Origin of the sequence: Limosilactobacillus sp. (assembly GCF_041859915.1) — a bacterium.
Lineage (GTDB): Bacteria > Bacillota > Bacilli > Lactobacillales > Lactobacillaceae > Limosilactobacillus.
Window position 1 is genome coordinate 1 of the sequence record NZ_JBFLGB010000010.1, and the last position, 15,089, is coordinate 15,089.

Sequence of the window (15,089 nt, forward strand, 5' to 3'; positions counted from 1 at the left end):
TTTTCAAACCCATTATTGATCCTTAAATCCTTTTGTTCTCTTATGTTTTACTTTATCGGGATCAACATAGTCTTTTGGCAATTCGTGACGTTTAATAAGAAATTTTTTAAGACTTTTTTCTGTCCAAATAATCGGAAATAAGATAAAGAAATAAAAAGTGAGTAACCAGAAAGGGAAATATCGATCCCAATTTAAAAATTGTTTATCTAAGTAACGCATATTAGGAAGGCGATGATGATCTAAGGGCATAATCAAATGCTCCCGACGCATTCGCTGAACAGTATATTCGCTAGGAATTACCAAATCATAGTTAGTTCCACCTTGACGAAGTTTAGTCAGCATCGACTCATTGCTATCGAAGGTTTCATAGTCGACGTGGTAACCAGTCTGACGTTCAAACTTAGAGATTAAAGCCGGATCGATATAATCGCCCCAATTGTAAATGGTAATTGTTTTCTGACTTTCATTACGGTGTTGATGATTAAGGGCATAATCACCGGTCACTAACAGTAGGCAGAAAGCCAGAATTCCACTAAATGCAATCAACATCTTTTTCATTGGGCATCCCCTTCTTTGATCGCCACAATCCGATTACGCCGACCAAGATACTTACTAAGGTAGTAGTAACCAATTACTAGCAACAAGGAAACCAGGAACAACAGAGTCGATAAGGCGTTAATTTCCAAATTGATTCCCTGTCGTGCTCGGGAATAGATTTCTACGGACAAAGTTGAAAAACCGTTACCAGTCACAAAGAAGGTGACCGCAAAATCGTCCAGTGAATAGGTCAGCGCCATGAAGTACCCGGCAAAGATTCCCGGAGCAATTGCCGGCAACACCACTCGTGAAACGGCCTGGAAATGTGTTGCTCCCAAGTCATAAGCCGCATCCACTAAGGTTGGAGACAACTCATCAAGTTTAGGCAGCACCATTAGGACGACGATTGGAATACAAAAGGCAACGTGACTCAACAAAACCGAGACAAAGCCCAGCTGCACCCCCAGTACCGTAAAGAAAATCAGAAAACTCGCTCCAATAATGACGTCGGGTGAAACCATCAGGACGTTATTCAAGGACAAGAGACTGTTTTTCCACCGCCGATGCGCATTCTTGATTACTAGGGCGCCCATTGTTCCCACAATTGTCGCCACCAAAGAAGCTAAAAGGGCCACAACCAAGGTGTTAATGACGATTGTGATTAAGCGAGAATCGGCTAAGAGATCCGTATAATGCCGAAAGGAAAAGCCATGATAGTTTTCCATCGTTTTACCGGCACTGAAGGAAAAGATCATCAGGTAAATAAGTGGGGCATAAAGAATGACGAAAACCAGAATTAAGTAAGCATTTCCCCAAGTAAAGCGTCGTTTTTTCATTTATGCCCTCCTCTCTTTCCCGGTCGAGAATCACTAGTAACAAGCATCACAATGAACATCGCCAGGATCAAGATAACCCCGATGGTTGATCCCATCCCCCAGTTTTGAGTAGTTAGAAAATGCTCTTCAATCGCCGTCCCTAAGGTAATCACCCGGTTGCCACCGATCAAACGGGTAATCATAAAGAGGGAAAGTGACGGAATGAAAACCGCTTGAATGCCGGCTTTCACTCCTGGCAAGGACAAGGGCCAGATCACCTTGGTAAAAGTTTGCCAGGCATTAGCCCCTAAGTCCTGACTAGCGTTAATTAGTGACGGATTGATCTCGGCTAAAGAATTGAAGATTGGTAAAACCATAAAAGGGATTTCAATATAGGCAGCTACGAACATAAAGCTAGCATCAGTGAAGAGTAATTGATGACTCCCCAAACCAATAAAACGTAAGAATTGATTAATTGTGCCATCGCGACTGAAAAGGCCAATGAAGGCATAGGTTTTTAATAAGAGATTAATCCAGGTCGGTAAGATGACCAACAAAAGCCAAAATTGTCGGTTAGGCAGCTGGAAAATTACGTAAGCAGTCGGATAAGAAATTATTAGGGTAGCCAGGGTAATTAAGAAAGCATACCAAACCGAGTTTAAAGTCATCTTGAGGTAAACCCCCGAGGTTAAATAGGTAACATAATTTTCTAAGGTTAACTGACCAGCAACATTAAAAAATGATTGATAAATAATCAAAAATAATGGGGCCACAACAAACAAGATGATCCATAGGGCATAGGGGACAATAAAGAAAACTTTTTGGCGCATTTACTTCCCCTCCTCATAGTTTCCCAGCCGGGCATCAAATTCTTGTTCGTTCTCGTGATAACGCATCACATGGATATCTTCAGGGTCAAAGTTGATCCCCACTTGTGCTCCCACCCTTGTTTTATGAATCGAGTTAATTTTCCACTCATGGTTGTCGCGATCATGAGCCGTAATTTGATAATCAACACCACGAAAAAGTTGGGTGTCAACGGTGACCGTTAATTGTCCTTGGTCTATGGTAGTAATATCTAAGTCTTCAGGGCGGATAACCACTTCGACCTTTTCGTTGGGACGCATTCCGGCATCAACACATGTAAAATTCTGCCCATTGATGGTAACTAGGTAGTCATCCTTCATAATAGCGGGGACGATGTTACTTTCTCCAATAAAATCAGCGACAAAGTGGTTCAATGGTTCATCATAGATATCCACTGGCGTACCGCTTTGTTGAATGATACCGTCGTTAATGATCATAATCTGGTCGCTCATTGCCAGGGCCTCTTCCTGGTCATGGGTAACAAAGATAAAAGTGATCCCTAACCGACGCTGTAACTGGCGCAGTTCTGCCTGCATTTCTACCCGTAGCTTATGGTCAAGCGCCGACAATGCCTCGTCAAGCAGGAGTAATTGTGGGCGATTAACAATTGCCCGGGCAATGGCAACTCGTTGACGCTGACCACCGGACATGGCAGTAATGGGTCGCTGGTCATAGCCGTCAAGTCGAACAAGGTGAAGAGCTTCCCGAACACGGGTGGTAATTTCATTTTTCGTCACCCCTTTAATTTGAAGACCAAAGGCAATATTTTCGGCCACGTTCAGATGAGGGAAGAGGGCGTAATCTTGGAAAACAGTGTTGACTTGGCGCCGATTAGCCGGAACATCGTTAATTTTTTGCCCGGCAAAATCAATTTCGCCGCTGGTGGGTCGATCAAAGCCGGCAATCAGCCGCAGAATCGTCGTCTTTCCAGAACCTGAAGGCCCGAGCAAGGTATAAAACTTACCCGCCTCGATCGCAAAATTAATGTCTTTGAGTACCACGTTATCACCGAATCGCTGCTCGACGTGGTGGAATTCCATGATGGTGTGTGTCATTAGTTTCACCGTCCTTATTTTTTATCAATCAATATGGATTATACGCTGAAACGTGTACGGTGTCGCTATCTAAAAGGGCAAGCATAGAAGAAAAAGTGCGATAATAGGGTTAAAGAAAAAGTGCGAGGTGTTTTTCAATGAAAATCAATCAATTTAGTATTCAACCAACCACGACAACCCAACGACAGAAAGAGCTTCAGGAACTTCACCTGCTCAAGGCCGGTGAAGTTAAAGCGTTAACTCCCAAAGCGTTATTAAAGGCTCTATTAACCCGAACTCACCGACAGTGTAATTCACCACTAACCGGTAAGGAATGGCTTCATGATCTCTTAGCTACCCCTACTCAAGCCTTGGATGACTGGCTGATTGACGACCAACCATTAACTTCCGCTATTTTTTACCGGATTGCCCTTCAATTATTGGAATTTGAACCTGATGTAGACTTCAAACTTAATGATCCATTAACCGCCTGGCACCAGTTAACCTTACCAAGTGAACAACACCCGACCTGGTCAAGTACCAATGTTGCCAACGCTTACTATCTCTTACTTAACACCCGCGACAAAAACGGCCAGATCCTACTCGACCAATTGACCGCCCAAGGCTTTTTGGCTTGGACTTACCAACTGCCAGCTAACCAAAAGCCGCTCTTCTTTAACGGTAAACCAATAGCGAGTTTTGACCCGGCAAAGTTCATTCGCGAAGTTGTCTATATTGAAACTAACTTAGACACTGACTTTGATGGTCAAGCCGACTTAGTTAAAGCCGAAATTATCCGTCCGCTAGATACTAACGCCGGTTTACGGGTCCCAGCGATTTTCACCGCCAGTCCTTATAACCAAGGGACTAACGACGAATGGGGTGACCGGGCTACCCACCATGTTAACCTTCCCCTCACCCATAAAACGGGCCAGACTGCCCCAGCCGAACTAATCTTCCCGACTAATTTTGAACGGCGAACCGTCCATGGCACCACCAAACAGGCTACCCAAACTTTCAGTGAAACGCCTGCCTACACCCTTAATAACTACCTGGCCACGCGGGGCTATGCCATCGTTTACTCCGCTGGCATTGGCACCAAGGATTCGGATGGGTTGCAAACTTGCGGCTCACCTGAGCAAACAGCCGCTATGAAAGCCGTCGTTGAATGGCTTCATGGTGATCGCCGTGCCTTTACTGACCGGGTTAATGGAATCACCATTACGGCCTGGTGGTGCAATGGCAACGTTGCCATGACCGGCCGTTCCTATCTTGGCACCCTTTCCACAGCCGTCGCTACTACCGGAGTTGCCGGACTCAAGGCCATTATCAGTGAAGCCGCCATCTCTAGTTGGTACGACTATTATCGGGAAAATGGCTTGGTTCGGGCTGCTGGTGGCTTTCAGGGTGAAGACGCCGATACCCTGGCCGACGAAACCTTTAGCCGAACTAAACGCCCCGCCGACTTTCAGCGAATCAAGCCAACTTATACTAAATACATCAACCACCTAGCTCAAGCGATGGATCGTTTCACCGGTAACTACAACGCCTTCTGGGACCGGCGTAACTACCGAAAGGACTTTGGTAAGATCAAGGCCGCGGTAATGATGGTTCATGGTTTGAATGATACTAACGTTAAACCCAGCAACGTCAAAGCCCTCTATGACGCCTTACAAAAGTTACCGGTTACCAGCAAATTAATTCTTCACCAAGGCCAGCACATTTATATCAATGCTTTTCGGTCCCTTGATTTTTCCGAAATGGTCAATTTATGGCTGGCCAATAAGCTCTGGGGAGTTGTCAACCAGGCCGACACAATCCTTCCAAAGGTCCTGGTTCAAGACAACAGCCAGCCGGCCACTTGGACAAGCTATGGTCATTGGACAGCAGGTAAAAAGTTAACCCTTCACTTAACCAATGGTGACTTAACTACCAAGAATGTCCACGTCGCCGAACAGTTAACCTTCAATGACCACCAAGGCAACGGCACTTACCAGCAATGGTGCCAAGACCCGGCTAAGTGGCAGGCAGCGTTGGTTAAAGATTCCGGTCACTTTAGCGCGCATTTTAAAACTGCTCCGGTGAAACAAGACATCCTCTTACGGGGAACACCGCACCTTCAATTGGCAGTAGCGACGACGGCAGATCACGGTTTAATCAGTGCTGAATTAGTCGATTGGGGAAATGCCAAACGGTTAACCACCAGTCCAGTAATCATTAATCGTGGCGACTTGCCATTGGGTTATCACTGGGCCAGTGATGACTTACGAGAATTCAAGCTACAAAAAAAGGCCACTTCCTATAAGGTGATTTCTTATGGCCACATTAACCTTCAGAATCGCCATAGTGCCGCCACCGTTGATGAACTTCACCCTAACCAATTTGTCGACCTGCAATTCGACCTCCAACCACTCTTTCACCACCTTGTTGCTGGTCATCAATTAGGACTAATTATTTATGCAACCGACTATGCATTTACTTTACGTGGCAACGAAAACATTGATTACCAAATTAACCTCGAAAACGCTCTCTTAACGATTCCCGGAGCCAGTCACTTGAATTCAGAACATCATTTGCGCTAAAATAATTATTAATATTTGATTAGTAATTATTAAGGAGAGTATGAGATTTGCGACAAGGAACAAAAATTATTACATTAGATAACGGCTATCATCTTTGGACCAACACCCAGGGCGAAGGCAATATCCACTTGTTAGCCTTACATGGTGGTCCCGGTGGTAATCATGAGTACTGGGAAGACGCCGCTGATCAATTAGCTAAACAAGGATTAAACGTCCAGGTAACAATGTACGATCAGTTGGGTTCCCTCTATTCTGATCAGCCAGATTATTCCAACCCTGCTATCGCCAAAAAATATCTAACCTACGAATACTTTCTCGACGAAGTAGATGAAGTCCGGCGGAAGTTAGGGCTCGATAATATTTACCTAATCGGCCAGAGCTGGGGCGGTTTACTCGTTCAAGAATATGCCGTTAAGTATGGCCAACACCTTAAGGGCGCGATTATTTCGTCAATGGTTGATGAAATTGATGACTACGTTAAACACATCAACGAACTGCGGGAGAAGACCCTCTCCCCAGATGCTGTCGCTTTCATGAAGAAGTGCGAAGCTGCTAATGATTACAGCAACCCTAAGTACCAGCAGTATATTCAGGTCATGAATGAAAACTACATTGATCGGAAACAGCCATCCCGTCTTTACCACCTGAAAGATATCGGTGGCGACGCTGTCTACCATGCTTTTCAGGGTGACAATGAATTCGTCATTACCGGTAAACTAAAGGACTGGCACTTCCGTAATCAGTTAAAGAACATTAAGGTACCAACCTTGATTACCTACGGCGGCCACGAATCCATGCCAATTCCGACTGGAAAGAAGATGGCGGAATTAATTCCAAATGCTAAATTCGTAGTTACACCGGGTGGTGGGCACCACCACATGGTCGATAATCCTGATGTTTACTATAAACACCTTGCCGACTTTATTCGTCAGGTCGAAAATGGGACGTTCAATAAGCAATAAATAACAAAGCGTGCTGATTTAGGCAGTGATTCTGCTTGAGTCAGCACGCTTAGTTGTTACAATAAGGTTAGCGATTCTGTTTGAAAGGAAACTACACAATGACTAAAAAAATTAAAAATTTCATCTTCGATATCGATGGTACCTTAATTGATACCCTTGATATGTACATGCCCGCTATGATCGAAGTTCTTCGTAAGCATGGCTACTCGGTGGCACCCGAAGATGAAGAAAACGTTATGCACCGTCTCTTCGGCATTACCGGTGTCGATGCCCTACGCCTTTACGGAGTTAAAAAGGCCGACATCAAGCCGCTAGCTCAGGAATGGTTCAAACTTGCTTACCAACGCGAAGACCGGGTTAAAATTCTGCCTGGTATCCCTACTGCTCTTCAAAAGCTTGCTGACCAAGGACGCAACTTGGCCGTCGCCACCTCCAAACTTCAATCTGAATATAAACATTTTCAACAAGAATTTACCTTTGCCAAATTTTTTAAGACGGTCATCACCTCAGACGATACCACCAAGCATAAACCAGATCCTGAACCGATTTTAGCTGCCATGAAAAAAATGGGTGCCCAGGAGCCAAATCAAACCGTTTACGTCGGCGATACGATTAATGATCTAAAGGCCGCCCAAGCTGCAGGTGTTAAATTTGCCGGGGCACTCTACGGTTCGGCTAACCCAGATTCAATCAAGGATGCTGATTTTCCACTGACCACACCGGCTGACCTATTAAAACTTTAAAATTAATCAAGAGCTGGTAAGAAAAGCATTATCTTCTCACCAGCTCCTTCTTTTAATGATTATAATTTATTTTTTCTTAAACAAAGCCGCCATCTTTGCTGCCACCGCTGGATCTAGGTTGTCCGCTAGGGTGCTTTCCTCATGGTGGTCTTCTTCTTTTTGATTTTGAACGGTTTGGGCCAGGTCATCAATGACGGCTTGTTCGCCAACCCGCACTGGATTAACCGTTAACCGACCACCAGCCGCATCAGCGTGACCACCACCATTAAAGTACCGCTCAGCAAACTTGGCCACGTCAAGTTTACCGTTACTTCGCAATGAAACACTAACCGGACTAACCACTAAGGCCGCATCAACATCCGGATTTTGTTCTAGTAGTTCATGAGCAATCTCCGACTTGTAGTCATCAGCATATACTACCCCAAACTGGTGCCCACCGATTTCTGTTTTAAGCAGGTCTTTGAGATGGCTCTTGAGGTACTTGGCACGGCGCTCATTGAGAGTCCGGATCAATAAATGATTATCCTGCTGGTACTTTTCCCAACCGGCAGCCAATACGCTCTCCACAAATGACGCTGAATCCTGAAGAGGATAAAACCAAAAAAGCTGGTTAAGGTCATCGGCTGCTTTTCGTTCCGTTTCATCCATCTCAGGATCATTTTGCCAATCCCAAGTATCGTAGGCCCGGATTAATTCAACCAAGTAGGCTAATTCTTGCCGACGCTGTGTACTTAGGTCATTAAAGTGGGGTTGCGTTTTTAACCAATCCCACACCAAACTCGCTGCACTTGGGTTAACCTGTGGATTAGCGGGGCGAACACTATTAGCAGCATATTTATTTCGTTGAGCTGCTTCGCTTTCGTGGTGGTCAAACACCAACCAATGATTCGCAAAGTTATTATTTAGTTGTTGAAAAGTATAGTCACTATCGGGTGTCATATCCATAATATAAACGTCAGTAAAATGATTAGCCTCGGGAGTCCTCATCCAATGAGCAAATTCATCGTCGATTCGACCGGCACCACAGTTAGTCATGTCAAAGTCCGTCTCAGGAAACATCGTTGGTTGAACAGCCTTGAGTAATAATGGGGCTCCAAAGCCGTCTAAATCATTATGTGAAAATAATTTGATTGTTCGTTTTGCCATTTTGCGTTCGCCTCATCTTAATAGTCATTTCTCTTAATATTATACTAGCTTTATTAACCAAGGCGACGATCTTTCCAACTGACATCCGCCTCACTTATTGTTATTATTAAGGTAATAACGTTTTAGAAAGGATTATATAATATGAAAATTTATGATTACCGGCAAGAATTGATCAGCTTGCTCCAAAATACCGGTGATGACGCCCGTAGTCTCCGTCAAACACTGCGTTCACTCACCACGATTATCAATATTTTAAACCATTACGATGGACAATCATTAAGGGCAACGACCCCAGTAAAACATCATTACCAAACCCACCAGCGACATGAACAACCTATGTCCCCTGTGGCCCGCCATACACTACGCTCTTTATTAACCGGTCCAGATAATAAATCAACGGCGAAGGTTCACCTAACCCATCACACGTCTTCCGAACCAGCAGCACCTCAGAAAATCAGCCAAGAGGAACGATTGGCAGCCGATAATCTCTACCTAGTTCATCGGAAGCTCAGTGGCGCTGAAATCAACCACCATTACTATTCCGAAGCAATCTTACATAACCTTCACTTTCCGCTTGCCGACGGTGATATAGTCGAACTCGATCCCCAGCAACGAGTCCGTGGGCTTGCCGCTATCCGACGAGTCACCAGCGATCACATCGATGACTACGAACCGGTCAAGATTAAGGTCATCGAGTACGCTAAATTGCAAAGCGTTCCTGGTTCAGATGTCCTGCAAATTGCTAACACGATGAAGGGCGACTCCATCCTCGATAAAGCACCAGCTAATACCGTTGTAATCGATCCCTTCAAGTATCCAGGCCGCGATCTCAAGCCCGGAATGGTGATTGATTTTGCCTATTATGATCGTGGTAATGGCCTTAAAGATGCTAGTGAAGGCAACATCCGGTGGATCCATGAAAAACAAGACTATGACACTACTAAGCTGCCAACTAAGCCTAAGCAGGTCAAGAAAGTTACTAATACCCGCCATGACTACGAAAAGAAGCTGGACTATGATCTAAAGCAGCGAACTGTCCTGGTTATCACCGGGGTTCGCGAGAAGGTCCAGGGATTAAAACCAGTGATTGCTAAGCACCACGGAGTCTTTCATGGTCTTGATGCTTCAGCTGAAGAAAACGTTTCTTCTAGTAAGATTAAACGAGCAATTCGGGATGCTGATTTTGTTATTGTCTGCATTGATGCTATCCACCACCGGATCAGCCAACTTGCTAACCACCATGCTAAGCGCTATGAGAAGCCATTAGCCATTGCTAACGTGACCTCCAATACCGCTGTTGAGCGCGCTGTTGCCCGAGCCTTAAACGGTGACCCGGCCTATGCAGCTTCTAGTGAAAAGATTAATTAATTTAAATACTCACTTGACATTTATTAAAATTTGCTTAGAATACTAAGTAACAATTTAATTAATCGATCGCAATGAGAAAGAAGAGTAACCTTATCGACTGCAACAGCGAGTCCCGTTTGGTGTAAGGGGATGGCAATCTCGGTTAGGTGAAAATCACTTTCGAGTCCGAAGCTTAATTCCAGTAAGCTTCGGTGGGTGCACCCATTATCGTGCCAGCGTATCGCCTGCGAGGCCGTACGTGTAAGGTGTTACTAGCAATAGCAACATGAAAATAGGGTGGTACCACGCTTTAGCGTCCCTTAACCAATTAAGTTTGGTTAAGGGACTTTTTTGTTGGGATCGACGCAATAATTGATTTTTATGTTATTTCAAGGGAGGAGAAACTTTATGCAAGATCTCACATCACACAAACTAACGTGGCGACAATACCTAGTTGTTGCTTCCCTACTATTTGGTTTATTCTTCGGTGCCGGAAACTTAATTTTCCCGCTTCACCTTGGCCAACTTGCTGGTGCTCACTGGGGAACCGCTACGGTCGGTTTCTTAGTCACCGGGGTATTGCTTCCCCTGTTATCCGTCATGGCTGTGGCCGTTACCCGTGCTGAAGGGGTTTATGATATTGGACGACCATTAGGTGCTGTCTTTGCCCTAACTTTTATGGTACTGATTCACGCTACCATTGGTCCCCTTTTTGGAACGCCACGGACTGCCACCGTTTCTTTCACAGTTGGGGTAGCTCCTTTTCTACCGAAACAAGTTACTAACGTGGCCCTTTTCATTTTCTCGGCCTTGTTCTTTACCGCGGCCTTTGCCTTTTCTTATCGCGAAAACAATATTTTAGCTAATGTCGGTAAAGTTCTTAACCCGGTTTTCCTCGCACTCTTATTTCTTGTCTTTGTCGTAGCCTTTGCCCGTCCACTCGGTAACCCCGCTACGGCACCCGTTACCAATGCCTACGCCCATAGTGCTCTGACTAATGGCTTCTTGGAGGGCTATAACACAATGGATGCTTTAGCTGGTCTAGCATTCGGGGTGACGGTTGTCACGGCCGTCCGCTCAATGGGCCAAAAGCGTCCTAAAGATATTTCCAAAGTTGTCGCCAAATCTGGCCTAGTTGCAATGAGTGGAATTGCCTTTATCTATCTCCTATTAATTGTCCTTGGTGCCATGTCACTAGGACGATTCAAAGTTTCTGCTGATGGTGGCGTGGCCTTCAACCAACTGGTTAACGCTTACGCCGGGGCTTTTGGTCAAGTCGTCTTAGCCTTCTTATTGACCGTCACCTGCCTCACCACTGCCGTTGGTTTGGTAGCTGCTTTTGCCCAAGACTTCCATAAGCACTTTCCGAAGGTTTCCTATCATGCTTGGCTCGCCCTCAGTTGCCTGGCTTCATTCTTAACCGCTAACTTTGGCTTGGATACCATCATTTCCTGGTCCACGCCAATGCTGATGTTTCTCTACCCACTAGCAATGGTCTTAATTCTTCTGTCCGTTACCTCACCACTGTTCAGACGTGACGGTGCCGTATACTTTTTCGTGGTTCTCTTCACCGTCGTACCTGCTCTTGGTGACATGGTAGTGGCTTTCCCCGCAGTGGTTAGTCAAAGTCACTTTGGGCTAATGGTGGCTGCTTGGCGAAGTCACCTTCCGCTGGCCAACATGGGGCTTTCATGGGTAGTGCCTGCCTTGGTTGGCTTAGCAGTAGGTTTGTTATATCATTGGTTCCGCCCACAACCAGTCACTTCAACAAAAACTGAAGTCGAATAGTCTCGTAAATAATTGATAAAATATAAAATGAACCCTTAATATTGGCTGAAAGTCCAACTCTAAGGGTTCATTTTTAGTTACCGGTCATATTTATTCAAATGAAACTTTTTAATTGCATAAATTAATTCGTTAGCATAGTTGGGATCGGTCGCGTAACCATGTTTCTGCAGTTCTACCGCCGCCTGCTGGTAGCTGCTAGCCCTTTGGACACTTTGGAACCGTTGGTGATCATCAGCTGTGCCATTGACAATCAATAATGTATGCGCACGAATGGAAGCCGCCCAGTTCGGATAAACTTGAAAATACTGCTTAACCTGTTTATTTTTACCATTGACATTTTCGGTTGTATACATCCGTACACGTTGGTGTTTAGAATTAGCCTTGATGCCAAAAAGATTATTGTATTTATAAGCCAGCTTGCTGCGGCCCCAATTAGACTCGGTTCCTGCCTGAGCAATGGTAATACTAGCCAAAATATGATATTTCTTCTGTTCCCGTTGAGCAGCTGGAGCAACTTGTTTAATAAAACGGTTGACCGTGATGTCTTTGGGATGGGTTTGACGCTGCACATTGGTCGTACGGTGACGGGGCTGACTCAAGCCAAAGACAGCGGCGATAACCACTGCCACAACTAGTAATACGCTTGTAATAATGATTAGCCACCTTTTTTTCATAATGTCACTTCCTTCTTTAGCAAATTAATTGTCATCATTATAATCAACTCTAGATATTAAAAGCGAAGATCTCGCCTTATTTTCACGAAATCTTCGCTTTTAATGTCATTTACTGCGTTTTAAAAGCTCATGTTTCAATTCATTGAAGTGCTTAGCATCCAAGACTTTTAACCGGGGAAAACTCTTCACCAGTCGACGCTCGTTCCAATTTAACAAACGCAGGTGCATTTCTTGACGATGTTCCAACATCTCAAAACGCCAATCCGCCAACCGATGAGCAAGGGCCGGCTGTTCTTCAGGCAATGCTGCTGCTAACCGCTTGCGAAGCTTGTTTTGGAAAGCTACGGCCCGCTGTTCCCACATCTGAGAAGTAATGTGGAAGCGGCGTACACTGATAATCGATAAAGCGGTATCAGTTCCCATTACGATAACCACTAGGAGCGCCAACATTCCATGAGTGCGCGCTTCTTCCCAATCAATTACCCGCTGAATAATTGGTTGAATGTAACGCACTAGGATAACTACTCCAATCCCCCAGAAAAGTGAGATTTGTGGTGCAACCCGTCCTTGAAGGTTCCCCCATAGATGAGAATAATCCCATAGTTTCATGTGAAACACCTTTTCTAAAAAAAGGCTGGCTACGTACTCAAAGATCGTAGCAACAACGAAGCCCACCAAAAAGAGTAACAATAAATTATGCTGGACACGAAAGGTGGTTATCAAAATCGTAGTCACCGCAAAGCCATAAACGGGGCAGTAAGGGCCAAAAAGGAAACCCCGGTAAGCAAAATGATGGTCCTTAATTGAACAATAACAGGTCTCCCATAGCCAACCTACAAAAGAATAGGTGAAGAACAGAACAATGACCATTGAAAGGGTATCTGGCATGGTTTCCCCCTATCTTAAACTAAGTTTTTCTACGTTAAGAATCTTATCAAGCCAGCCGGTGTAGAAACTTTCCTCATGGCTGACTAGGATGAGGTTACCAGGAAATTCTTGCAACGCTTTCTTAAGGCCTGCCTTAGTTTCATCATCAAGGTGGTTAGTGGGTTCATCCATAATCAGAAAGTTACAAGGTGTCAATTCCAAAATAGCCAGCTTAACCTTCGTCTGTTCACCACCAGACAGGAGATGAAGTGGCTTTTGGGTATTAGCAGCATTAATCCCCGCTCGAGCTAGCTTAGTACGAATGGTTCGCGGTTGCATCGTTGGAAAAAGATTTTGAATTGTCTGCAACGGCGTCAAAGATGGATCTTCCCAGACCAGGTCTTGATCAAAATAATTAATCCGGGCTGACGGCGAAAAGACTGCTGTTCCACCAAGAGGAGGGATCTTCTTCAAAATTGATTTAATTAGGGTTGACTTACCGACTCCATTGAACCCGGTAAAAAGTAATTTTTCTCCCATTGTCATTGAAAAAGTTACTGGGGCCAGGAGAGGATGACCGTAGCCAACGGAAAGTTTTTCAACCCGCAATGCATTTGCCGACCCGGTGTTTTCATACGGAAAGTGGAAAGTTGCTTTGAGGTTGTCTTCCGGTGGATCAATCCGTTTCATCCGGGCTAGCATCTTTTCACGAGATTTAGCCATCGTTGACTTGGAACCGGCCTTATTTTTGCGGATAAAGCGTTCAGCCTTTTCAATTACGACCTGTTGCTTTTCGTATTCTCGTTCCTGGGTCTCCTTGCGTTCCTCTTTCTGTCGCATTGCCTGTTGGAAGCTCCCGCGGTACTTAGTAATCTTACCAAAGGCAACATCACAGATCGTGTTGGTAACCTTCTCCAGGAAGTCATAATCATGGGAAATAATCATGGCTGCTCCATCAAAATCGTTAAGATAGTCGGTTAGCCATTCAATGTGCGCCGTATCCAGATAGTTAGTTGGTTCGTCTAACAGAATTACGTCTGGATCTTCCAATAGCATTTTAGCTAAGATAATCTTAGAACGTTGGCCCCCACTCATCTCCGAGACGACATGATTCTTGCCAATATCAGTCAATCCAAGACCATTCATAACTCGTTCAACCCGGGTTTCAATATCATAGAAATTATGGGCATCCAACTGTTCCTGGATTCGACCAGCCTTCGTCAATAACTCATCATCCATGTTATTGGCATATTCCGTATAATATTTGTTCATCTGGTCATTAAGCCGGTAGAGGTCAGTAAAAGCAGTGTGTAAGAATTGAATCAGGGTCATCCCCTGTGGAATATCCACATACTGATCCAGATAACCGATCTTGACCCCTTTTTGCCACTTCACACGACCTTCAACAGGTAAAACCTTCCCGATTAGGATCTTAATCAGGGTACTCTTACCAGCCCCATTTTGGCCGACGATTCCCATGTGTTCGTGTTTTTCCAATTGAAAGCTAGCATCCTCATAAAGTTTCTTATCAGCATAGGACATCGTCAAGCCTTCAACATCTAACACTGCCATTCATTTCACCTCATTACGTTTATTAAACTGCTTCCCATAGTAGCACAATCCGCGCCATCCCGGCAATCGATTGGATTTATTACAATTCATTAACAAATTTGATCGTGGTTAATTTGAAAAGCCTTCACAATTTTTTCAAACAAACCACTTAAAGT

12 protein-coding genes, 1 pseudogene and 1 other annotated feature are annotated in these 15,089 nt (G+C 44.6%); of the genes and pseudogenes, 5 read left to right on the forward strand and 8 right to left on the reverse strand.

The features are described from left to right. Window positions 1–189 precede the first annotated feature (189 nt). The 4 genes and pseudogenes from ACEYV4_RS02750 to ACEYV4_RS02765 all read right to left on the reverse strand — a co-directional run. Window positions 190–558, reverse strand: a pseudogene (locus ACEYV4_RS02750) (PotD/PotF family extracellular solute-binding protein); the annotation flags it as partial. After that, window positions 555–1,373: an ABC transporter permease gene (locus ACEYV4_RS02755; protein ID WP_373841910.1), complete on the reverse strand. Its 819-nt coding sequence runs from the start codon at window positions 1,371–1,373 to the stop codon at window positions 555–557. The pseudogene ACEYV4_RS02750 and the gene ACEYV4_RS02755, both read right to left, overlap by 4 nt. Beyond that, on the reverse strand, window positions 1,370–2,182 hold the full coding sequence (locus ACEYV4_RS02760) for an ABC transporter permease (RefSeq protein ID WP_373841911.1): 813 nt from the start codon (window positions 2,180–2,182) through the stop codon (window positions 1,370–1,372). The genes ACEYV4_RS02755 and ACEYV4_RS02760 overlap by 4 nt, the downstream gene beginning before the upstream one ends. After that, window positions 2,183–3,274 carry an ABC transporter ATP-binding protein gene (locus ACEYV4_RS02765; protein WP_373841912.1) on the reverse strand — a complete coding sequence of 364 codons (1,092 nt, stop codon included), beginning with the start codon at window positions 3,272–3,274 and terminating at the stop codon, window positions 2,183–2,185. Between the two features lie 137 nt (window positions 3,275–3,411). Here ACEYV4_RS02765 and ACEYV4_RS02770 point away from each other — a divergent pair, with 137 nt between their 5' ends. The 3 genes from ACEYV4_RS02770 (at window position 3,412) to ACEYV4_RS02780 (ending at window position 7,540) form a co-directional block, all read left to right on the forward strand. Next, window positions 3,412–5,835: a Xaa-Pro dipeptidyl-peptidase gene (locus tag ACEYV4_RS02770; RefSeq protein WP_373841913.1), complete on the forward strand. Its 2,424-nt coding sequence runs from the start codon at window positions 3,412–3,414 to the stop codon at window positions 5,833–5,835. Between the two features lie 47 nt (window positions 5,836–5,882). After that, the gene (locus ACEYV4_RS02775; protein ID WP_373841914.1) at window positions 5,883–6,797 is read left to right on the forward strand and encodes a proline-specific peptidase family protein; all 915 of its coding nucleotides are present in this window, start codon (window positions 5,883–5,885) and stop codon (window positions 6,795–6,797) included. A 98-nt stretch (window positions 6,798–6,895) separates the two neighbouring features. Beyond that, on the forward strand, window positions 6,896–7,540 hold the full coding sequence (locus ACEYV4_RS02780; RefSeq protein ID WP_373841915.1) for an HAD family hydrolase: 645 nt from the start codon (window positions 6,896–6,898) through the stop codon (window positions 7,538–7,540). A gap of 66 nt (window positions 7,541–7,606) precedes the next feature. Here ACEYV4_RS02780 and ACEYV4_RS02785 read toward each other — a convergent pair whose 3' ends face one another. After that, complete coding sequence (locus tag ACEYV4_RS02785) at window positions 7,607–8,686, reverse strand: DHHA1 domain-containing protein (RefSeq protein WP_373841916.1); 1,080 nt, start codon at window positions 8,684–8,686, stop codon at window positions 7,607–7,609. A gap of 141 nt (window positions 8,687–8,827) precedes the next feature. Here ACEYV4_RS02785 and ACEYV4_RS02790 point away from each other — a divergent pair, with 141 nt between their 5' ends. Together ACEYV4_RS02790 and brnQ are read left to right on the forward strand one after the other, a co-directional pair. After that, the gene (locus ACEYV4_RS02790) at window positions 8,828–10,054 is read left to right on the forward strand and encodes a DUF2325 domain-containing protein (protein ID WP_373841917.1); all 1,227 of its coding nucleotides are present in this window, start codon (window positions 8,828–8,830) and stop codon (window positions 10,052–10,054) included. Between the two features lie 62 nt (window positions 10,055–10,116). After that, window positions 10,117–10,357 (forward strand) — a binding site (T-box leader). Between the two features lie 84 nt (window positions 10,358–10,441). Beyond that, complete coding sequence (brnQ, locus tag ACEYV4_RS02795; protein WP_373841918.1) at window positions 10,442–11,821, forward strand: branched-chain amino acid transport system II carrier protein; 1,380 nt, start codon at window positions 10,442–10,444, stop codon at window positions 11,819–11,821. Window positions 11,822–11,898: 77 nt separating this feature from the next. Here brnQ and ACEYV4_RS02800 read toward each other — a convergent pair whose 3' ends face one another. The 3 genes from ACEYV4_RS02800 to ACEYV4_RS02810 all read right to left on the reverse strand — a co-directional run bounded on the left by ACEYV4_RS02800 (window position 11,899) and on the right by ACEYV4_RS02810 (window position 14,934). Beyond that, complete coding sequence (locus ACEYV4_RS02800; protein ID WP_373841919.1) at window positions 11,899–12,495, reverse strand: glycoside hydrolase family 73 protein; 597 nt, start codon at window positions 12,493–12,495, stop codon at window positions 11,899–11,901. 105 nt (window positions 12,496–12,600) lie between these two features. Then, entirely contained in the window at window positions 12,601–13,383 is a 783-nt protein-coding gene (locus ACEYV4_RS02805; RefSeq protein ID WP_373841920.1) for a putative ABC transporter permease, read from the reverse strand. Window positions 13,384–13,392: 9 nt separating this feature from the next. Then, entirely contained in the window at window positions 13,393–14,934 is a 1,542-nt protein-coding gene (locus ACEYV4_RS02810; protein ID WP_373841921.1) for an ABC-F family ATP-binding cassette domain-containing protein, read from the reverse strand. Window positions 14,935–15,089: the final 155 nt, after the last annotated feature.